Genomic DNA, 19,934 nt, shown 5'->3' on the forward strand with positions numbered 1-19,934 from the left:
GAGCTTGCCTCGCGATCTTTTGATGGTTTAAAAGATCGCGAGGCAAGCTCGCTCCTACACGGTTACGGGTTATTTGCTCAGGGTTTTCACGCCTTCAGGCGTCCCCAGCAGCAACAGGTCCGCCGGGCGCGCAGCGAACAAACCGTTGGTCACCACACCGACGATGGCGTTGATCTGAGTTTCCAGTTTCACCGGGTCGACGATTTGCAGGTTGTGCACGTCAAGAATGATGTTGCCGTTATCCGTCAGCACACCTTCGCGGTACACCGGATCGCCGCCCAGTTTGACCAGTTCGCGGGCCACGTGGCTGCGGGCCATCGGGATCACTTCAACCGGCAGCGGGAACGCGCCCAGCACCGGCACCAGCTTGCTGGCGTCAGCGATGCAGATAAAGGTTTTGGCCACGGCCGCGACGATTTTTTCGCGGGTCAGGGCTGCGCCGCCGCCTTTGATCAGGTTGAGGTTTTCGTCGCTCTCATCGGCGCCGTCCACGTAGAACTCCAGATCGCTCACGGTGTTCAGCTCGTACACAGGAATCCCGTGGCCCTTGAGGCGTGCGGCGGTGGCTTCGGAACTGGCCACGGCACCGTCAAAAGCGCCTTTGTGCAAGGCCAGCGCGTCAATGAAGCAGTTGGCCGTGGAGCCGGTGCCGACCCCAACGATGCTCTTGTCATCCAGTTTCGGGAGGATGAAGTCGACAGCCGCCTGGGCTACGGCTTGTTTGAGTTGATCCTGGGTCATGCGGGCTCCGGGGCGGGAAGGGTAAACAGAAGGGCGTGGAGTATAACTAAAACCTTTGGATTCGTATGGTCGCCCGTGTAAACGCTGGGGTAGACTCCTTGGTCCCTGCTAACCGCCCAGTGAAGCTTTCCGATGCTCGAACAGTACGTTAAGAAGATACTCACCTCGCGCGTTTATGACGTCGCGGTAGAAACCCCCTTGCAGCCTGCCAATCAGTTGTCTGCGCGTCTGGGCAACCAGATTTTGCTCAAACGCGAAGATTTGCAGCCGGTGTTTTCGTTCAAGATTCGTGGTGCTTACAACAAGCTCACGCAATTGACCGACACCGAGCGTGCCTGCGGCGTCGTCACCGCCTCGGCCGGCAACCATGCACAAGGCCTGGCGCTGGCCGCCAAGGTGCTGGGGGTGAAAGCCACCATCGTAATGCCCAAAACCACCCCCGAGATCAAGATTGAAGGCGTGCGTTCGCGTGGCGGTATTGTGGTGCTGCACGGTGACTCCTTCCCGGAAGCCCTGGCGTACTCGCTGCAACTGGTTGAACAAAAAGGCTACGTTTACGTACACCCCTACGATGACCCGCACACCATCGCCGGGCAGGGCACCGTGGCGATGGAAATTCTGCGTCAGCACCCGACGCCGCTGGATGCGATCTTCGTGCCGGTGGGCGGTGGCGGATTGATTGCCGGTATTGCGGCGTATGTGAAGTACCTGCGGCCGGATATTAAAGTCATTGGCGTCGAGCCCGATGACTCCAACTGCCTGCAAGCCGCGATGGCGGCCGGTGAGCGCGTGGTCTTGCCAAGCGTCGGGATCTTCGCCGACGGCGTTGCCGTGGGCCAGATCGGCCAGCACACGTTTGATATCTGCAAAGACTACGTCGACGAAGTCATCACCGTAAGCACCGATGAAATCTGCGCGGCCATCAAGGACATCTTTGATGACACCCGCTCGATCACCGAGCCTGCGGGTGCGCTGGGCGTGGCCGGGATCAAAAAATACGTGGAGCAACGCGGTGTGCGCGGCCAGACGCTGGTGGCCATCGACTCGGGCGCCAACGTTAACTTCGACCGTTTGCGCCATGTGGCCGAGCGGGCCGAACTGGGTGAAGGCCGTGAGGCGATCATCGCCGTGACCATCCCCGAGGTGCCGGGCAGCTTCAAAGCGTTCTGCCAGGCGGTCGGCAAGCGCCAGATCACCGAATTCAACTACCGCTACAACACCGGCAGCGAGGCCCACATATTCGTCGGGGTGCAGACCCATCCCGAGAACGACCCGCGTAGCGCGTTGCTGGCCAGCCTGGCCGAGCAGGGCTTCCCGGTGGTCGACCTGACTGAAAACGAACTGGCCAAATTGCACATTCGTCACATGGTCGGTGGGCACGCGGCCAAGGTCAGCGATGAGTTGCTGTTCCGCTTTGAATTCCCGGAACGTCCGGGGGCGCTGTTCAACTTCCTCAGCAAGCTGGGCGGGCGCTGGAACATCTCGATGTTCCATTACCGCAACCATGGCGCGGCAGATGGCCGGGTGATGGCCGGTCTGCAAGTGCCCGCCGATGAGCGCCACTTGGTGCCTGCGGCGCTGGCAGAAATTGGCTATCCATACTGGGATGAAAGCGATAACCCGGCGTATCAGCTGTTTCTTGGCTGATAAACGCTACGCTGATTGAACGGCTCAAGAGATAAATCAAATGGAAACGTTCACCGCGTTAAAACTGCTGCATGGCGTGTCGACACTGCTGCTGTTTGTCAGTGCGCTTGTATTGCTGGTTGTGGTGATTCGCCGTCGGCGTGCCGGTGACGCCTTCCTCGCGGGTGGCCTGGTGCGCCGCCCGTGGGCGTTTCTCTGGGGGCTGATGGGCCTGTGCTTGCTGGCATTGCCGGTGAGTGGCTGGTTTTTGGTGCACATGGCGGGTTGGCCGCTGAGCCAGCTGTGGTTGCTGGGCGGGAGCAGTCTGTACCTGCTGGGTGGCTTGAGCTGGTTATGGCTACTGGTGCGCCTCAACCGCCTGCGGCTGGGGCGAATGGCCAAACACCCGGGCTTTACCGTGGTGTTGGCGGCTTTTTGTGCGATTTGCTTTATTGCGATTGCGGCCATGATGGGCGCAAAACCGATTTAACCACCCCCTGTAGGAGCGAGCTTGCCTCGCGATCTTTTGACCTTAAAGATCGCGAGGCAGGGTGATCAATCGCGCAACGAAATCACCGGCCAGCCACGTTTAACCGCTTCTGCCCGCAAGTTTTCATCCGGGTCGACGGCCACGGCGTGGGTCACTTGCTCCAGCAACGGCAGGTCGTTCATCGAATCGCTGTAGAAGTAGCTGTCTTCGAGGCTGTGGCCGTTTTCTGCCATCCAGCGGTTCAGGCGTGTCACTTTGCCTTCACGAAAGCACGGCACGTCGGTGCTGCGGCCGGTGTAACGGCCATCAACGATCTCGCATTCGGTGGCGATCAAATGTTCCACGCCCAGCTTTGCCGCGATGGGTGCGGTGATAAACCGGTTGGTCGCGGTGATGATCACCAGCGTATCGCCCGCGTCGCGGTGCTTGGCCAACAGTGCCTGGGCTTTTGGCAGCATCAGGTCGTCAATGCAGTCGCGCATGAATTCGCGGTGCCATTGATCGAGTTGACCCATGTCATTTTTGCCAAAAATTTCCATGCTGAAATTAAGATAAGCGGCATTGTCGAGCTTGCCGGCCAGGTAATCCTGGTAGAACTCGTCGTTACGGGCTTTGTAGGCGTCACCGTCCAGAATGTTGCGTTCGCACAGGTAATCGCCCCACGCGTGGTCGCTGTCGCCGCCTAAAAGGGTGTTGTCCAAGTCGAATAAAGCCAAACGCATTGCAATTACCCGCTGAGCTGTCGGTTGAAAGCCCACAAGAATACGGTCTTTTAATAAGAGTGCACATAAGGCAGGAAGGCGCGTTGCTGCTTTCACAACCTTTGTGGAACAATGCGGCGACATGCGTTTGCGAGGTTGTTGCCGTGATCGACCCCGATGGTTTCCGTCCTAATGTCGGGATTATTCTGACAAATGATGCCGGACAGGTACTGTGGGCTCGCCGTATCAATCAAGACGCGTGGCAGTTTCCACAGGGCGGAATCAACCCTGATGAGACGCCGGAAGACGCCTTGTACCGCGAGCTGAACGAAGAAGTTGGCCTGGAACGCGAAGATGTAGAAATACTCGCCTGCACGCGAGGCTGGTTGCGTTATCGTTTGCCGCAACGCCTGGTTCGTACCCACAGCCAACCGCTGTGCATCGGCCAGAAGCAAAAGTGGTTTTTGCTGCGCCTGGTCTCGAATGAGCAGCGGGTGCGGATGGATTTGACCGGTAAACCGGAATTCGATGGCTGGCGCTGGGTCAGCTATTGGTATCCGTTGGGCCAGGTGGTGACATTCAAGCGCGAGGTCTACCGTCGCGCGCTCAAAGAACTTGCACCGCGCCTATTAACGCGCGCCTGACACGGAGTTCGACCCCGAGCCATGCTCAATACGCTGCGCAAGATCGTCCAGGAAGTAAACGCCGCCAAAGATCTCAGGGCGGCGTTGGGGATTATTGTGTTGCGCGTCAAAGAGGCCATGGGCAGCCAGGTCTGCTCGGTCTATTTGCTTGATCCAGAGACCAACCGTTTTGTACTGATGGCCACCGAGGGCTTGAACAAGCGCTCGATCGGCAAAGTCAGCATGGCACCCAACGAAGGCCTGGTCGGTCTGGTGGGTACCCGCGAAGAACCTCTGAACCTCGAAAACGCCGCCGATCACCCGCGCTACCGCTACTTTGCCGAAACCGGTGAGGAGCGCTATGCCTCATTCCTCGGCGCGCCGATTATCCACCACCGCCGTGTAGTGGGTGTGTTGGTCATTCAGCAAAAAGAACGCCGCCAGTTCGATGAGGGTGAAGAAGCCTTCCTTGTGACCATGAGCGCGCAATTGGCCGGGGTTATTGCCCACGCAGAAGCCACGGGGTCGATTCGTGGCCTGGGGCGTCAGGGCAAGGGTATCCAGGAAGCCAAGTTCGTCGGCGTGCCCGGTTCGCCCGGTGCGGCGGTGGGTACCGCGGTGGTCATGCTGCCTCCGGCGGATCTGGACGTGGTGCCCGACAAGACCATCACCGATATTCCTGCCGAAATAGCGCTGTTCAAAAACGCCCTCGAAGGCGTGCGCAATGACATGCGCGCGGTGTCGAAGAAGCTCGCCACGCAGCTGCGCCCCGAAGAGCAGGCGCTGTTTGACGTGTACCTGATGATGCTCGACGACGCCTCGCTGGGCAGCGAAGTCAAAAATGTGATCAAGACCGGTCAGTGGGCCCAGGGCGCGCTGCGTCAGGTGGTGACTGATCACGTCAACCGTTTCGAATTGATGGACGACGACTACCTGCGCGAGCGGGCGTCGGACGTGCGTGACCTCGGGCGCCGCTTGCTGGCCTATTTGCAACACGATCACCAGCAAACCATGGTTTACCCCGACAACACCATTCTGGTCAGTGAAGAGCTGACCGCGACCATGCTCGGCGAGGTGCCTGAAGGCAAGCTGGTAGGCCTGGTCTCGGTATTGGGTTCGGGTAACTCCCACGTGGCGATTCTGGCCCGTGCCATGGGCATCCCGACCGTGATGGGCCTGGTCGACCTGCCGTACTCCAAGGTCGACGGCATCCAGATGATCGTCGACGGCTACCACGGTGAGGTCTACACCAACCCCAGCGACATGCTGCGCAAGCAATACGCCGACGTGGTGGAAGAAGAGCGCCAGTTGTCCCAGGGCCTTGATGCCCTGCGCGAGCTGCCGTGTATCACCCCGGACGGCCACCGCATGCCGCTGTGGGTCAACACCGGCCTGCTGGCCGATGTGGCGCGCGCGCAACAGCGGGGCGCAGAAGGCGTAGGTCTGTACCGCACCGAAGTGCCGTTCATGATCAACCAGCGCTTTCCGAGCGAAAAAGAGCAGCTGGCGATTTATCGCGAGCAACTGGCGGCCTTCCACCCGCAGCCGGTGACCATGCGCAGCCTGGACATTGGCGGCGACAAGTCGCTGTCGTACTTCCCGATCAAAGAAGACAACCCGTTCCTGGGCTGGCGCGGGATCCGCGTGACCCTCGACCACCCGGAAATCTTTCTGGTGCAGGCCCGGGCCATGCTCAAGGCCAGTGAGGGTCTTAACAATCTGCGCATCTTGCTGCCGATGATCTCCGGCACCCACGAACTCGAAGAAGCCCTGCACCTGCTGCACCGTGCCTGGGGTGAAGTGCGCGACGAAGGCACCGACGTGCCGATGCCGCCGATTGGCGTGATGATCGAAGTGCCGGCGGCGGTGTACCAGACCAAAGAGCTGGCCCGTCAGGTGGACTTTTTGTCGGTAGGTTCCAACGACTTGACCCAGTACCTGCTGGCGGTGGACCGCAACAACCCGCGGGTGGCCGATTTGTACGACTACCTGCACCCGGCCGTGCTGCAAGCTTTGCAGGCGGTGGTGCGTGACGCCCACGCCGAAGGCAAGCCGGCGAGTATCTGCGGTGAAATGGCCGGTGACCCGGCGGCTGCGATCTTGTTGATGGCCATGGGTTTTGACAGCCTGTCAATGAACGCCACCAACTTGCCCAAGGTGAAGTGGATGTTGCGCCAGGTCAGCCTGAGCCGGGCCAAGGAGTTGCTGGCTGAGGTCATGACCATCGACAACCCGCAAGTCATTCGCAGCACCATCCAGTTGGCCCTGAAAAACATGGGCCTGACGCGCATGATGAACCCGGCGGCGATCAAGCCTTATTAATACCTTGTAGCCGCTGACGAGGGACGAGGCTGCGATGCGGTCCGCAGGCCCGCTGTATGGGGTCGCTGCGCAACCCATCGCAGCCTCATGCTTCGGCAGCGGCTACAGGTTTTGGCATGAGTCAGGGGTGTTCCAGCCGCACCTCACCCAAACGCCCGCCCAGCGGTCCGAAGCTGTGCTCCACCATCACCCTTGAACCATCGGCATTGACGATCAGCGCGGTGCTGGCGCGGGTGCCGTAATTGGGGCTGGCGATAAACACACTCGACAACAACTTCTCCGTGGCCAGCCCGACGCCGGTGTCCGGCAGCTCGCTGAACTGCGCTGGCTGCGGGTCTTCGAGCAGGGCCAGCAAAGCTTGCGGCTGCGGGTCGTTCAGCACCTCGGCCAGCGCCGCCTTGGCCCTGAGCAGCTTGGGCCACGGGGTGTCCAGCCCGGCATTCGACAAGCCATACAGCCCCGCACTCAGGGGCTGCGGCACCAGCTCTCTGGAGTTGAAATGCCAGAGCTGATCGCGATCCGCCAACAGCAGGTTAAAACCGGCATAACTCAGCCTTCGTCCGCCAATATCGTCGAAATACTTAGCAATGGACTGGTTGCCACTCAAGAATTCAGACACCAGCTCACCCCGCGAATGCCGCCCGGGCGGTTGGTGCGGTTCACGTATATTGGTCAGCGCGGCAAAGCGGCCATTGGCCCCTATGCCTAGCCAGGTGCCGCCAGCCTGCAGGTCACGCCCGGCAAACACCTGCGGTGCTTCAACCCACTGGGCCAGCGGTTTAGTGGGGCGCGCATAAAATTCATCGCGGTTGGCCGCAACGACCAGAGGCTGTGCGTGGCCGGGGCGCCAAGCGAAGACAATCAGGCACATGGGCAGTCCTTAATGTTTTTTTAATCACTGTACTTATAGATTGCCCCTGCGTGTTACGCCATGCGGGATGGAGCCCGAGCCCTTGCTCCGTTACCATGCGGATCAAAAATAGGGGGCGTCATGGAATTTCTGCTCTATCTGGTGTTGGGAGGCTTCGCTGGCGTACTGGCCGGGCTGTTCGGAGTCGGTGGCGGGCTGATCATCGTGCCGGTGCTGGTGTTCAGTTTCACCTTGCAGGGCTTCAGCAACGAGGTGTTGACCCATTTGGCCGTTGGCACGTCATTGGCGACCATTATCTTTACCTCGATCAACTCAGTGATTGCGCACAACCGCAAAGGCGCGGTGCTGTGGCCGCTGTTTGCCTGGATGAGCCTGGGCATTCTGGTCGGGGCCGGGATTGGCGCGCTGACCGCCGAAGCGATCTCCGGCCCGCACTTGCAGAAAATCATTGGTGTGTTTGCCGTGATCATCGCCCTGCAAATGGCCCTGGACTTAAAACCCAAGGCCAGCCGAACGGTGCCGGGTAAGGTGGGTCTGAGCTTGGCTGGTAGCGTTATTGGCTGGGCGTCGGCGATTTTCGGTATCGGCGGCGGCTCGCTGACCGTACCGTTTTTGACCTGGCGCGGTGTGACCATGCAGCAAGCCGTGGCCACCTCGTCGGCCTGCGGTCTGCCCATCGCCGTCGCCGGTGCGTTAAGTTTCATGATGATTGGCTGGCACAACCCTGACTTGCCCGCGCATAGTCTCGGGTTTGTTTACATACCCGCGTTGGTCGGGATCGCCCTGACCAGCATGTTTTTTGCCCGTTTCGGTGCGCGTTTGGCCCACAAACTCTCGCCGCGCCTGCTGAAACGGCTGTTTGCCGCACTGTTGTTCTGTGTCGGTTTGAGTTTCCTGATCTAACGAGGAGTCGCAATGCTGCCTTACCCGCAGATTGACCCGGTGGCATTGGCTATCGGACCGCTGAAAATTCATTGGTACGGCTTGATGTACCTGATCGGCATTGGCGCCGCCTGGCTGATCCTGTCGCGACGTCTCAACCGCTTCGACCCGACCTGGAACAAAGAGAAACTCTCGGACCTGGTGTTCTGGGTGGCCATGGGCGTGATAGTCGGCGGCCGCCTGGGCTACGTGCTGTTCTACGACCTGAGCGCCTACATCGCCAACCCGCTGCTGATTTTTGAAGTCTGGAAAGGCGGCATGGCGTTCCACGGCGGCTTGATCGGCGTGATGCTGGCGACCTGGTGGTTCGGCAAGCGCAACGGCAAATCGTTCTTCCAGATCCTCGACTTCATCGCCCCCGTGGTGCCGATTGGTCTGGGCGCAGGGCGCATCGGTAACTTCATCAACGGCGAGTTGTGGGGCAAGGCCAGCGACGTGCCGTGGGCGATGATCTTCCCCACCGACCCACAACAATTGGCGCGCCATCCGTCGCAGCTTTACCAGTTTGCCCTGGAAGGTGTGGCACTGTTCCTGGTGCTGTGGCTGTACTCGCGCAAACCTCGCCCTACAATGGCGGTTTCCGGGATGTTCGCCCTGTTTTACGGGATCTTCCGTTTCATCGTCGAGTTCGTCCGCGTGCCGGACGCTCAGCTAGGCTACCTGGCGTTCGGCTGGGTAACGATGGGGCAAATCCTCTGCATCCCGATGATTGCGGGCGGCCTGTTCCTGATCTGGCTGGCGTACAACCGTGATCCGGCGGCTCAAAAGGCTGCGCATTAAATTCGAATCGCAGGGCCCGCGCGGCCCTGCATTCAAACGCTAGGAAAACCATGAAGCAATATCTTGACCTCGTTGCCAACGTCATTAAAAACGGCACCTTGCAAGCCAACCGCACCGGCGTGAAGACCATCAGTCTGCCGGGCGCCATGTTGCGCTACGACCTCAAAGAAGGCTTCCCGGCCATCACTACGCGCCGCATGGCGTTCAAATCGGCGATTGGCGAGATGTGCGGCTTTTTGCGCCCGGTCAACAGCGCCGCAGACTTCCGTGCGCTGGGTTGCAAGGTCTGGGACCAGAACGCCAACGAAAACGCCCAATGGCTGGCCAACCCGTTCCGTCAGGGTGAAGACGACCTGGGCGAGATCTACGGCGTGCAATGGCGCAAGTGGCCGGCTTACAAGCAAGTGGCGCGCAGCAACCAGGCCGCTATCGAGCTGTGCCTGAGCCAGGGTTATCGCCAGATCGCCGAAGGCGAAGAAGACGGCGCGGCCTACGTGGTGCTGTACAAGGCCATCGACCAGGTGCGCCAGTGCGTCGACACGATCATCAATGACCCGGGCAGCCGCCGTATTTTGTTCCACGGCTGGAACTGCGCCCAGCTCGACGAAATGGCCCTGCCGCCGTGCCACCTGCTGTACCAGTTCCACCCGAACGTCGAGACCAAGGAAATCTCCCTGACTCTCTATATCCGTTCCAACGACCTGGGCCTGGGCACGCCGTTCAACCTGACCGAAGGCGCCGCGTTGCTGAGCCTGATCGGCCGCCTGACCGGCTACACGCCGCGCTGGTTCACCTACTTCATTGGCGATGCCCACGTGTATGAAAACCACCTGGACATGCTCAACGAACAGCTGACCCGCGAGCCGTTCCCGATGCCAAAACTGGTGATCTCGGACCGCGTACCGGAATTCGCCAAGACCGGCGTTTACCAGCCGGAGTGGCTGGAACTGATCGAGCCGAGCGACTTCAGCCTCGAAGGCTACCAGCACCACGCCCCCATGACCGCGCCGATGGCGGTGTAACCCCCTCCTGTAGCCGCTGCCGCAGGCTGCGATAAGGGCCGAAGGACCTTCGCTCTTGAAAAGCGCGACCCCTTCGGGCTCGATCGCAGCCTTCGGCAGCGGCTACAGGTGCTTAGGTTAATGCCCGTGGCTTCTGCCCACATGGCTTGGCTCGCCTTCTGGCGCTGCCACTGAGCCGCTGACTTCCAGGCGCTGCAAAATCGCGCACTGATCCATCTCCGGCCCTTCGCCACAGCGTTGGCGCAGGTCGAGCAGTTGCGCCTGCAAAGCTTGCAAGCCATCAATGCGCGCCTTGACGTGGTGGATGTGCTCGTCGATCAACGCATTCACGCTTTCGCATTGGTCCTGCGGGCTGTCGCGCAGGTTGAGCAGGCTGCGGATTTCTTCGAGGGTCATGTCCAGGCTGCGGCAATTGCGGATAAACGTCAGCCGCTCGACATGGGCCTGGGTGTACAAACGGTAGTTGCCGTCACTGCGCGCAGGCTCTGGCAACAAGCCTTCACGCTCGTAATAACGGATGGTTTCGACCTGACAGTCGGTCAATTTCGCCAGTTCACCAATCTTCATCGCGCTTATCTCCCAAAGGATGCTTGACCCTATAGTGGCTACAGGGTCTTTACTTGGCAACAGGCACCTTTTTGGACGCACCCGATGAGCGACTCCATTCACACTTCGCACAAACCACACGCTGACCATGACCATGACCATGACCATGACCATGACCATGACCATGGCCATGAGGAAAAGCACGACCACGCCAGCCACGCGCACAGTTGCTGTTCAAGCACTGCCGGGCCGAGCGTGATCAAACTCAGCGCCACGCCCACTGTGGGCGCGCGCCTGAGCAGCTTCCGCATTGAAGCCATGGACTGCCCGACCGAGCAAACCCTGATCCAGAACAAACTGGGCAAGCTGGCCGGTGTGCAGCAGTTGGAGTTCAACCTGATCAATCGCGTGCTGGTGGTGACCCACGATCTGCCGTCCACCGATCCGATTGTCGCGGCCATTAAATCCCTGGGCATGCAGGCCGACCCGCTGCAAACCGGCGCCGATGCTGACGCGCCGCTGCCGCCTGCGCCGAAAAAACACTGGTGGCCGCTGGCGCTGTCCGGTGTCGGTGCGTTGGCGGCAGAAGTGCTGCACTTCACCGGCGCAGCGCCGACCTGGGTCATTGCATTGGTGGCGCTGGTGTCGATTTTCAGCGGCGGCCTGACCACCTACAAAAAAGGCTGGATTGCCCTTAAAAACCTCAACCTGAACATCAACGCGCTGATGAGCATCGCCGTGACCGGCGCCCTGCTGATCGGCCAATGGCCCGAAGCGGCGATGGTGATGTTCCTGTTTACCGTGGCCGAGCTGATCGAAGCCAAGTCTCTGGACCGTGCACGCAACGCCATCAGCGGCCTGATGCAAATGGCTCCGGACAAAGTCACCGTGCAGCAAGTCGACGGCACATGGCTGGAACGTGAGGTTAAAGACGTCGAACCGGGTGTCATCGTGCGGGTTAAACCCGGCGAGCGCATTGGCCTGGACGGCGAAGTGGTGGCGGGCAGCTCAAGCATCGATCAGGCGCCGATTACCGGCGAGAGCCTGCCGGTGGAAAAAACCGTGGGCGATAAAGTCTTTGCGGGCACCATCAACCAGGCCGGTTCGCTGGAGTTTCGCGTTACCGCAGCGGCCAACAACTCGACTCTGGCGCGCATCATCCTGGCGGTGGAACAAGCCCAGGGCGCCCGTGCACCGACCCAGCGTTTTGTCGACAGCTTCTCCAAAATCTACACCCCGGTGGTGTTTCTACTGGCCTTGGCTGTGGCGATTATCCCGCCGCTGTTTATGGGCGAGGCGTGGTTCGACTGGATCTACCGTGCGCTGGTACTGCTGGTGGTGGCGTGCCCGTGCGCGCTGGTGATCTCGACCCCGGTAACCATCGTTAGCGGTCTGGCGGCCGCTGCACGCAAAGGCATCCTGGTCAAAGGCGGTGTATACCTCGAAAGCGGCCACAAGCTGGACTTTTTGGCGCTGGATAAAACCGGCACCATCACCCACGGCAAGCCGGTGCAAACCGACTACCTGCCGCTCGACCCGCTGCACACCGAGAGCGCGGTGCTGCTGGCTGCAAGCCTGGCTTCGCGTTCAGATCACCCGGTGTCGATGGCCGTGGCCAATGCCGCTGTGGATAAAAACCTGACGCTGCGTACTGTGGATAACTTCACGGCGCTGGCTGGGCGCGGCGTGCGTGGCGACATCGACGGCAAGGTTTACCACTTGGGTAACCACCGCCTGATCGAAGAACTGGGCCTGTGCTCGCCCGCCCTTGAGGAGAAGCTCTTCGCGTTGGAAGAACAAGGCAAAACGGTGATCTTGCTGATCGACAGCGCAGGCCCCATGGCGTTGTTCGCCGTGGCCGACACGGTCAAGCAAACCAGCCGAGAAGCGATCCGCGAGCTGCACGCGCTGGGGGTCAAAACCCTGATGCTGACCGGCGACAATCCGCACACCGCCAACGCGATTGCGGCCCAGGTAGGCATCGACCAGGCGCAGGGCAACCTGCTGCCGGAGGACAAACTCAAAGCTATCGAAGCCCTTTATGCACAGGGCCATCACGTGGGCATGGTCGGTGACGGCATCAACGACGCCCCGGCATTGGCCCGCGCCGAGATCGGTTTTGCCATGGCGGCAGCGGGTACGGATACCGCCATAGAGACGGCAGATGTCGCCTTGATGGACGACGATCTGCGCAAAATACCGGCTTTCATTCGCTTGTCACGGGACACCGCGAGCATCCTTAAACAGAACATTGCCTTGGCATTGGTCATTAAAGCGATCTTTCTTGCGGTAACCTTCATGGGCTTGGCCACCATGTGGATGGCCGTCTTTGCTGACATGGGCGTGAGCCTGTTGGTGGTGTTTAACGGCTTGCGCCTGGTGCGCAAATAGATCAAGAGAGGCCACAGTGCTGAGTGCCGAGCTGAAAGCGTTTTACCGGGTGGCCCAGTTGGGCAGCATCACACAGGCGGCGAAAAAGCTCGGGTTGAGCCAGCCGACCGTGACCACCCAGATCCGCCAGCTTGAAAGCCAGTACGGCGTAGAACTGTTCTACCGTGGCGGGCGGCGCCTGACCCTCAGCGATGAAGGCGTGCGCTTGCTGCCCATGGTTAAAACGCTGTTGCAGCAAGAGGCCGATATCGAGTTCTTTTTGCGCAACAGCGGCCACGGCACCGGCAAGTTGCGCATCGCCGCCACGGCGCCGTATTACATCCTTGATCTGGTCAAAGCCTTCCGCGAGCGCCTGCCGCAGATTGTCGTGTCGGTAGACATTGGCAACTCCCAGCAAGTGCTCGAAGCGCTGGACGAATACCGCGTCGACATCGCCGCCTCGTCGCAACTGCTCGAAGACCCACGGCTGATACGCCGGGTTCTGGGCTCCGACCCGCTGGTGGTGGCCGTGCACCGCAATCACCCGCTGGCCAAGCTCGATCACGTGCCGCTGAGTGCCTTGGCCGGGCACTGCCTGCTGATGCGCGAGCAAGGGTCGACCACGCGCAAATTGACCGAAGAACTGCTTAGAAGCGCCGGGGTTGGTTTTGGCCCGCTGCTGGAAATTGGCAGCCGCGAGTCGATCCGCGAAGCGGTGCTGCGCGGTATCGGCATCAGCATCATCGCCCGCCAGGAAGTCCCCCACGACCCGCAACTGCGCGTACTGACCCTCGAGGGTGCGCCGATGATCGCCGAGTATTTGTACTGCCTGAAAGAGCGAAAATCAGCGCGCTTGCCGGCGGCTTTTCTGGGGCTGGCGCAGGAAATGGCCCCGGCCTGACCCTTGTAGGAGCGAGCTTGCCTCGCGATCTTTTGATCTTTTTAAAAGCTCGCGAGCAAGCCCGCTCCCACAGGAATGTTGTGAGCATCACTCCAAAATCCACCAATACCTCTATCGGCAGCTTTTGCCTGACTGCCACATCTTGTACGCATAGCGTCTCTAGGATGACCCCATCTGCTTGATGAGGTGCATCCATGAACCGCTCGAACGCAACCCCTTTGACCCAACCCGGCGTGCCGATGAAGGTGCGCAACGTGAGCAAGCGCTTTGGCGCTTTTACCGCGCTGGACAACGTTTCGCTGGAGGTGGCAGCGGGTGAACTGGTGTGTCTGCTCGGGCCTTCGGGGTGCGGCAAAACCACCTTGCTGCGCTGCATCGCCGGGCTGGAACGTCAGGACGATGGCGTTTTGTACCTCGGTTCACGGGATGTCTCAGACCTCGCCCCGCAAGCCCGTGACTACGGGATCTTGTTTCAGTCCTACGCACTGTTCCCCAACCTGACCGTTGAGGCCAACATCGCCTACGGCCTGGCCGGCAGCAACCGCGACGTGGTGCGCAAGCGCGTCAGCGAGATGCTCGAACTGGTGGGCCTCACAGGCAGCGAAAAGAAATTCCCCGGCCAACTGTCCGGCGGTCAGCAGCAGCGAGTCGCCCTGGCCCGCGCTTTGGCGCCTGCACCGTCGCTGTTGCTGCTCGACGAACCGATGTCGGCGCTGGATGCCCGGGTGCGCGAGCATTTATGCACCGAGTTGCGCCAATTGCAGCGCAGCCTGGGTATTACCACTTTGATGGTGACCCACAACCAGGACGAAGCCATGCTGATGGCCGACCGCATCGCCGTGATGAACAACGGCAAGGTCGAGCAGTACGCTACCCCGCAGGAGATCTACAACAAGCCCGCCACGCCCTTTGTTGCCGAGTTTGTCGGGCAAGGTAACTGGCTGCCGTTTGACCATAACAGCGGCACTTACGCGCAGGTCGGCGGCGTCAATATGCGCTTGGCGGCCGACGCCGGGCGCGTCGAGTCGGGGCGGCTGTTTTGTCGCCCCGAAGCGATCAGCGTCAACCCGGTACTGCACGAAGAAAACCTGTTCCCGGCACGGGTGCGGGACATCACCTTCCTCGGCAATCGCTGCCGCATGAGCTTCGAACTCAACCACCTGCCGGGCCACCCGCTCACCGCCGAAGTCGGCAGCCAGGATTTGCCGCGTCTCGGCGCCCAGGACATCTTCGTCGCCTTGCCGCCGAACAGCCTTCAGGTGTTTGCCTGACATGGCCGCGCCAATGACCTTGCCCCTGTCCGACACCCTGGCCCGTAACGCTGCGCGGGCTGAACGGGGCGACACGTTGTTTGTCCTCGGCGGCAAACTGCTGTTGCTGCTGTTATTAGCCATTGCCGTGCTGATGCCGTTGCTGGCGATTTTCTGGCGTGGCTTCAGTGCGCAAGACGGCCAGGGCGGTGGTTGGGTCGCGGCGCGGGAGCTGGTAACCAGCGATAACTTTCATTGGCTGGTGGGTAACAGCCTCAAAGTGTCGCTCAGCGTAGCGGCGATTGTCGTACCGCTGGCGTACCTGTTTGCCTACGCGCTGCAACGCACCTTGATCCCCGGCAAACGCGTCTGGCGCGGGTTGTCGTTGCTGCCACTGATGGCGCCGTCGATGTTGCCGGGCATTGCGCTGGTGTATTTGTTCGGCAATCAGGGCCTGCTGCGCGGGCTGATTGCGGACAACATCTACGGCTTCTGGGGCATCGTCCTCGGCGAGGTGATCTACACCTTTCCCCATGCCCTGATGATTCTGCTGTCCGCCTTGTCACTGGCCGATGCCCGGTTGTTTGATGCGGCGTCGAGCATGGGCGCCGGGCCATTCAAAGCCTTTCGCAGCATCACCTGGCCGGGTACGCGTCAGGCCGTGTTTGCCGCGTTTTGCCTGGTGTTCACCCTGACCATCACCGACTTCGGCGTGCCCGTGGTGGTGGGTGGCGACTATCAGGTGCTGGCGCTGGAAGCCTACAAAGCAGTGGTCGGGCAGCAACAGTTTGGTCGCGGTGCATTGATCGGCATGGTCTTGCTGTTGCCCGCGCTGTTCAGCTTCGGCGTCGATGCCTGGCTGCGCCGTCAGCACGGCGACGCCATGAGCGGGCGTGCCCAGGTGTTCAAGCCGGTGCCTTCGAGGCTGCGAGATGGCTGCTACCTGGCCATCGTGTTGCTGATCTGCGCTGCCTTGCTGCTGGTGTTCGGGATGGCGGTGTACTCGTCGCTGGTCAAATTTTGGCCGTACAACCTGTCGCTGTCCCTCAACCACTACCAGTTCAACGACACCGCCGGTGGCGGCTGGCTGGCGTATCGCAACAGCGTGACCATGGCCTTGTGCACGGCGCTGATCGGCAGCGCGGTGATCTTCACCGGCGCCTACCTGATGGAAAAAACCCACACCCAGAAGCGCCTGAACCTGGTGCTGCGCATGCTCAGCTTCATCCCCATGGCGGTGCCGGGTTTGGTGCTGGGGCTGGGCTATGTGTTTTTCTTCAACCTGCCGGGCAACCCGCTGCATGTGTTTTACGGGACCATGGCGCTGCTGGTGGTGTGCACCATTGCTCACTATTTGACCACTGCGCAAATGACCGCCACCACCGCGTTGCGCCAGCTCGACGGCGAGTTCGAAGCCGCTGCGCTGTCGCTCAAGGCGCCGCTGTACCGCCATTACTGGCGCGTCACCGTACCGATTTGCCTGCCCGCGCTGCTGGACATCGTGCGCTACCTGTTCGTCTCGGCAATGACCACCGTGTCGGCGGCGATCTTCCTCTACAGCCCCGACACCATTCTCGCGGCGGTGGCGGTGCTGAACATGGACGACGCCGGCAATGTGGGCGGCGCGGCGGCCATGTCGACCCTGATTTTGCTGACCTCCATTGGCGTGTCCCTGCTCCTGGCCTGGGCTTCACGCGGCGTGTTGCGCCGCTCCCAAGCCTGGCGTCAAGGCGCACCGGCGCAATAACCCCTCCACCTCAAGGAACCGCACCATGTTCAAGCCTCTTGCTCTTGTCGCTGCTGTCCTCACCGCTTTCAGCGTTAACGCGTTCGCCGCAAAAACCGAGCTAACCGTCTACACCGCCCTCGAAGCCGAGCAACTGAAGAGCTACAAACAAGCTTTCGAGAAGGCCAACCCGGACGTTGAGATCAAGTGGGTGCGTGATTCCACCGGCATCATCACCGCCAAACTGCTCGCTGAAAAAGACCGCCCGCAGGCGGATGCCGTCTGGGGCCTGGCCGCGTCGAGCCTGGCGATCCTCGATCAGCAAGGCATGCTGCAATCCTACGCACCGCAAGACCTGGCCAAGATCGGCCCCAACTACCGTGACCCCGCCAATCCACCGGCTTGGGTTGGCATGGACGTGTGGGCCGCGACCATTTGCTTCAACACGGTTGAGGCCGAAAAGCAGGGCCTGAGCAAGCCGGTGAGCTGGCAAGACCTGACCAAGCCTGAGTACAAGGGCAAGATCGTGATGCCGAACCCGGCGTCGTCCGGCACGGGCTTTCTGGACGTGAGCGCGTGGCTGCAAACCTTTGGCGAGAAGCAGGGCTGGGTGTACATGGACGGCCTGCACCAGAACATCGGCCAGTACGTTCACTCCGGTTCCAAGCCGTGCAAATTGGCCGCCTCGGGCGAGTTCCCGATTGGCATTTCGTTTGAATACCCGGCCGTGCAGCTCAAGCGCCAGGGCGCGCCACTGGACATCATCCTGCCTAAAGAAGGCCTGGGCTGGGAGATCGAAGCCACGGCCGTGATTAAAGGCACGCCCCATGAAGCGGCGGCGCAAAAGCTCGCTGACTTCTCGGCCAGCCCGGCGGCGATGGAGCTTTATAAAGAGAACTTCGCCGTGCTCGCGCAGCCTGGTATTGCCAAGCCGCAGACTGAATTGCCGGCTGACTACGAACAGCGCCTGATCAAAAACGACTTCGCCTGGGCCTCAAAAAACCGCGATCAAATTTTGACCGAATGGCGCAAACGCTATGACGGCAAGTCCGAGAAAGTGGCCGAATAACTTTGCATAAACGCTAAACCCTGTAGCCGCTGCCGCAGGCTGCGATAAGGGCCGAAGGACCTTCGCTCTTGAACAGCGCGACCCCTGCGGGCTCGATCGCAGCCTGCGGCAGCGGCTACAAGGATGTGCTCTTCAGGACAGGTGTATGACTATTCTTATCGTCGGCGCTGGCATTCTGGGTTTGTCCCATGCCTACGCGGCCGCCAAACGCGGGCTTAAGGTCCATGTCTTCGAACGCACGCACACGCCCTTGGGCGCGTCGGTGCGCAACTTCGGCCAGGCGCTGGTCACCGGCCAGCCGCCGGGCGTAATGCTCGATCTGGCCCGGGCCAGCCGGGGTATTTGGGGTGAGTGGGCGCAGCAGGCGGGCTTTGACCTCAAACGCAACGGCGCATACCTGTTTGCCCGCACCGAGGCTGAAGAACAGCTGCTGGAGGCCTTTTGCCAAGGCCGTGCCCGTGAACACGGTTATCGCGCCGAACTGCTGCGCGGTGCTGAACTGGCCGCCCTCTACGGCGGCCAGTTCAACCACCATCGTGCCGCGCTGCACGGGCTGGACGACCAGCAGGTGTATTCGCGTGAGGCTATTCCGGCGCTGGTGCAGTACCTGCAGCGCGACCTCGGCGTCGAGTTTCATTTCTCAACCCTGGTGCGCGACGTCGAGCCGGGGCAGGTGCACACCACGGCGGGCAGCTTTAAAGGCGCGCAGGTGATTGTCTGTTCAGGGCACGACTATCAAACCCTGCTGGCCGAGCCGCTGGCGACGCTCAACCCACAGGTCTGCCGCCTGCAAATGCTGCGAGTGCGGCCAAAAATCGATTTGCAACTGCAACATGCCCTGCTCACCGGCCTGAGCTGCGTGCATTACGGCGCCTTTGCCGATTTGCCGGAAGCGGCTGCGGTGCAGGCCGAGATCCTGCGCGACAGCCCGTACCTGGACGAGCACGGTATTCACTTGTTGATCAGCCCGACGCCCTACGGCGAGCTGATCGTCGGTGATTCACACCATTACGGCAGCGATCCATCGCCGTTTAACGCCGAACAGGTCGACAACTGGATGTTGCAGCTGTGTGAAGACACTCTGGGCTGTGAAGTGCAGGTGATGGAGCGCTGGCAAGGCGTTTATGGCGCGCGCGGGGCCAAGCCGTTTACCTGGCTGCCCGTGGCACCGGGCCTGAGCGCCGCCTTGATGCAAACCGGCGTGGGCATGAGCGTTGGCCCGGCGATGGCCGAGCGCAATATTGCGCGTTTACTGGGGGAGGCGTGATGACACCGGCACAACTGGCGGTAGAGCAGGTTTTTGCCTTGTATCAGCAGTTCGGCACCGACGATTACATCGGCGAGCCGGTGTCACAGCTCGAACACATGTCCCAGGCGGCGCAGTTGGCGATGGCCGAAGGGCATGACGATGAAGTGGTGTTGGCTGCGTTCTTTCATGACATTGGGCATTTATGCGTCAAAGATGCGCCGAACATGGGCGGATACGGCGTGGTCTGCCATGAACAGGTGGGCGCCGATTACCTGCGCCGGGCGGGTTTCAGTGAGCGCATGGCCAAACTGGTGGAATACCACGTACAGGCCAAGCGCTATCTGACGTTGCGCCAACCCGGCTATTACGACCTGTTGAGCGAAGCCAGTATCAGGACGTTGGGTTACCAAGGCGGCGTGATGAACGAAGCCGAGGCCGATGCCTTTGAGCAAGACCCGCTGTGCGAGCTTAGCCTGCGCATGCGCCTGTGGGATGAACAGGCCAAGCAGTTGCACGCCCCGATCATCGATTTGCAACTGCTCAAGGCCAAAGCCTTGAAGCTGTTAAACACCTAACCCTTGTGGGAGCGGGCTTGCTCGCGATGAAATCACCGCGTTTTAGCGGATGCACCGTGTTGCCTGTATCGCGAGCAAGCCCGCTCCCACAGAGGAGGTGCCGTAGTCAGATTTGCTCGGCCAGCAGCTC

18 protein-coding genes are annotated in these 19,934 nt (G+C 60.8%); 14 read left to right on the forward strand and 4 right to left on the reverse strand.

The window, feature by feature from the left end; all coding sequences use genetic code 11:
• Positions 1-69: 69 nt before the first annotated feature.
• The gene (rpiA, locus tag QMX84_RS22060) at positions 70-741 is read right to left on the reverse strand and encodes a ribose-5-phosphate isomerase RpiA (protein WP_048390926.1); all 672 of its coding nucleotides are present in this window, start codon (positions 739-741) and stop codon (positions 70-72) included.
• A 132-nt stretch (positions 742-873) separates the two neighbouring features.
• Between rpiA and ilvA the strand changes: the two genes are divergently transcribed.
• Both ilvA and QMX84_RS22070 read left to right on the forward strand, forming a co-directional pair.
• The gene (gene ilvA, locus QMX84_RS22065; protein WP_282364778.1) at positions 874-2,388 is read left to right on the forward strand and encodes a threonine ammonia-lyase, biosynthetic; all 1,515 of its coding nucleotides are present in this window, start codon (positions 874-876) and stop codon (positions 2,386-2,388) included.
• A gap of 40 nt (positions 2,389-2,428) precedes the next feature.
• Positions 2,429-2,857 carry a DUF2269 family protein gene (locus QMX84_RS22070; protein WP_153327102.1) on the forward strand — a complete coding sequence of 143 codons (429 nt, stop codon included), beginning with the start codon at positions 2,429-2,431 and terminating at the stop codon, positions 2,855-2,857.
• A 65-nt stretch (positions 2,858-2,922) separates the two neighbouring features.
• On the opposite strand, the gene QMX84_RS22075 is transcribed toward QMX84_RS22070, so the two are convergent.
• On the reverse strand, positions 2,923-3,579 hold the full coding sequence (locus QMX84_RS22075) for an HAD family hydrolase (protein ID WP_262125708.1): 657 nt from the start codon (positions 3,577-3,579) through the stop codon (positions 2,923-2,925).
• A 143-nt stretch (positions 3,580-3,722) separates the two neighbouring features.
• On the opposite strand from QMX84_RS22075, the gene QMX84_RS22080 reads away from it, so the two are divergent.
• Entirely contained in the window at positions 3,723-4,202 is a 480-nt protein-coding gene (locus tag QMX84_RS22080) for an RNA pyrophosphohydrolase (RefSeq protein WP_019828104.1), read from the forward strand.
• Positions 4,203-4,223: 21 nt separating this feature from the next.
• Positions 4,224-6,503, forward strand: a complete 2,280-nt coding sequence (ptsP, locus tag QMX84_RS22085) for a phosphoenolpyruvate--protein phosphotransferase (RefSeq protein WP_282364779.1) — start codon at positions 4,224-4,226, stop codon at positions 6,501-6,503.
• 121 nt (positions 6,504-6,624) lie between these two features.
• On the opposite strand, the gene QMX84_RS22090 is transcribed toward ptsP, so the two are convergent.
• Positions 6,625-7,374: an NRDE family protein gene (locus QMX84_RS22090; protein WP_282364780.1), complete on the reverse strand. Its 750-nt coding sequence runs from the start codon at positions 7,372-7,374 to the stop codon at positions 6,625-6,627.
• Between the two features lie 120 nt (positions 7,375-7,494).
• Between QMX84_RS22090 and QMX84_RS22095 the strand changes: the two genes are divergently transcribed.
• Genes QMX84_RS22095 through QMX84_RS22105 form a run of 3 tightly spaced genes read left to right on the forward strand, consistent with a single transcriptional unit; the run spans position 7,495 to position 10,118 of the window.
• The gene (locus tag QMX84_RS22095; protein ID WP_048371054.1) at positions 7,495-8,277 is read left to right on the forward strand and encodes a sulfite exporter TauE/SafE family protein; all 783 of its coding nucleotides are present in this window, start codon (positions 7,495-7,497) and stop codon (positions 8,275-8,277) included.
• A gap of 12 nt (positions 8,278-8,289) precedes the next feature.
• The gene (gene lgt, locus QMX84_RS22100; RefSeq protein WP_282364781.1) at positions 8,290-9,096 is read left to right on the forward strand and encodes a prolipoprotein diacylglyceryl transferase; all 807 of its coding nucleotides are present in this window, start codon (positions 8,290-8,292) and stop codon (positions 9,094-9,096) included.
• A gap of 50 nt (positions 9,097-9,146) precedes the next feature.
• Positions 9,147-10,118 carry a thymidylate synthase gene (locus QMX84_RS22105; RefSeq protein WP_282364782.1) on the forward strand — a complete coding sequence of 324 codons (972 nt, stop codon included), beginning with the start codon at positions 9,147-9,149 and terminating at the stop codon, positions 10,116-10,118.
• 117 nt (positions 10,119-10,235) lie between these two features.
• Here the strand turns inward: QMX84_RS22105 and cadR are convergent, their stop codons facing one another.
• Positions 10,236-10,685, reverse strand: coding sequence for a Cd(II)/Pb(II)-responsive transcriptional regulator (cadR, locus tag QMX84_RS22110; protein ID WP_282364783.1), 450 nt, complete (start codon positions 10,683-10,685; stop codon positions 10,236-10,238).
• Positions 10,686-10,769: 84 nt separating this feature from the next.
• Between cadR and QMX84_RS22115 the strand changes: the two genes are divergently transcribed.
• The 7 genes from QMX84_RS22115 (at position 10,770) to QMX84_RS22145 (ending at position 19,804) form a co-directional block, all read left to right on the forward strand.
• Positions 10,770-13,055 carry a heavy metal translocating P-type ATPase gene (locus tag QMX84_RS22115; RefSeq protein WP_282364784.1) on the forward strand — a complete coding sequence of 762 codons (2,286 nt, stop codon included), beginning with the start codon at positions 10,770-10,772 and terminating at the stop codon, positions 13,053-13,055.
• Positions 13,056-13,071: 16 nt separating this feature from the next.
• Positions 13,072-13,935, forward strand: a complete 864-nt coding sequence (locus QMX84_RS22120) for a LysR family transcriptional regulator (RefSeq protein ID WP_282364785.1) — start codon at positions 13,072-13,074, stop codon at positions 13,933-13,935.
• Between the two features lie 194 nt (positions 13,936-14,129).
• Positions 14,130-15,206 carry a putative 2-aminoethylphosphonate ABC transporter ATP-binding protein gene (locus tag QMX84_RS22125; protein ID WP_153335932.1) on the forward strand — a complete coding sequence of 359 codons (1,077 nt, stop codon included), beginning with the start codon at positions 14,130-14,132 and terminating at the stop codon, positions 15,204-15,206.
• Between the two features lies 1 nt (position 15,207).
• Positions 15,208-16,932 carry a putative 2-aminoethylphosphonate ABC transporter permease subunit gene (locus QMX84_RS22130; RefSeq protein ID WP_048371042.1) on the forward strand — a complete coding sequence of 575 codons (1,725 nt, stop codon included), beginning with the start codon at positions 15,208-15,210 and terminating at the stop codon, positions 16,930-16,932.
• Positions 16,933-16,957: 25 nt separating this feature from the next.
• Positions 16,958-17,980: a putative 2-aminoethylphosphonate ABC transporter substrate-binding protein gene (locus tag QMX84_RS22135; RefSeq protein WP_262125698.1), complete on the forward strand. Its 1,023-nt coding sequence runs from the start codon at positions 16,958-16,960 to the stop codon at positions 17,978-17,980.
• 145 nt (positions 17,981-18,125) lie between these two features.
• Complete coding sequence (locus QMX84_RS22140; protein WP_282364786.1) at positions 18,126-19,247, forward strand: TIGR03364 family FAD-dependent oxidoreductase; 1,122 nt, start codon at positions 18,126-18,128, stop codon at positions 19,245-19,247.
• Positions 19,247-19,804, forward strand: a complete 558-nt coding sequence (locus tag QMX84_RS22145; protein ID WP_282364787.1) for a phosphonate degradation HD-domain oxygenase — start codon at positions 19,247-19,249, stop codon at positions 19,802-19,804. The genes QMX84_RS22140 and QMX84_RS22145 overlap by 1 nt, the downstream gene beginning before the upstream one ends.
• Positions 19,805-19,934 lie beyond the last annotated feature (130 nt).

Source organism: Pseudomonas sp. PS01297 (genome assembly GCF_029959305.1).
Lineage (GTDB): Bacteria > Pseudomonadota > Gammaproteobacteria > Pseudomonadales > Pseudomonadaceae > Aquipseudomonas > Aquipseudomonas helleri.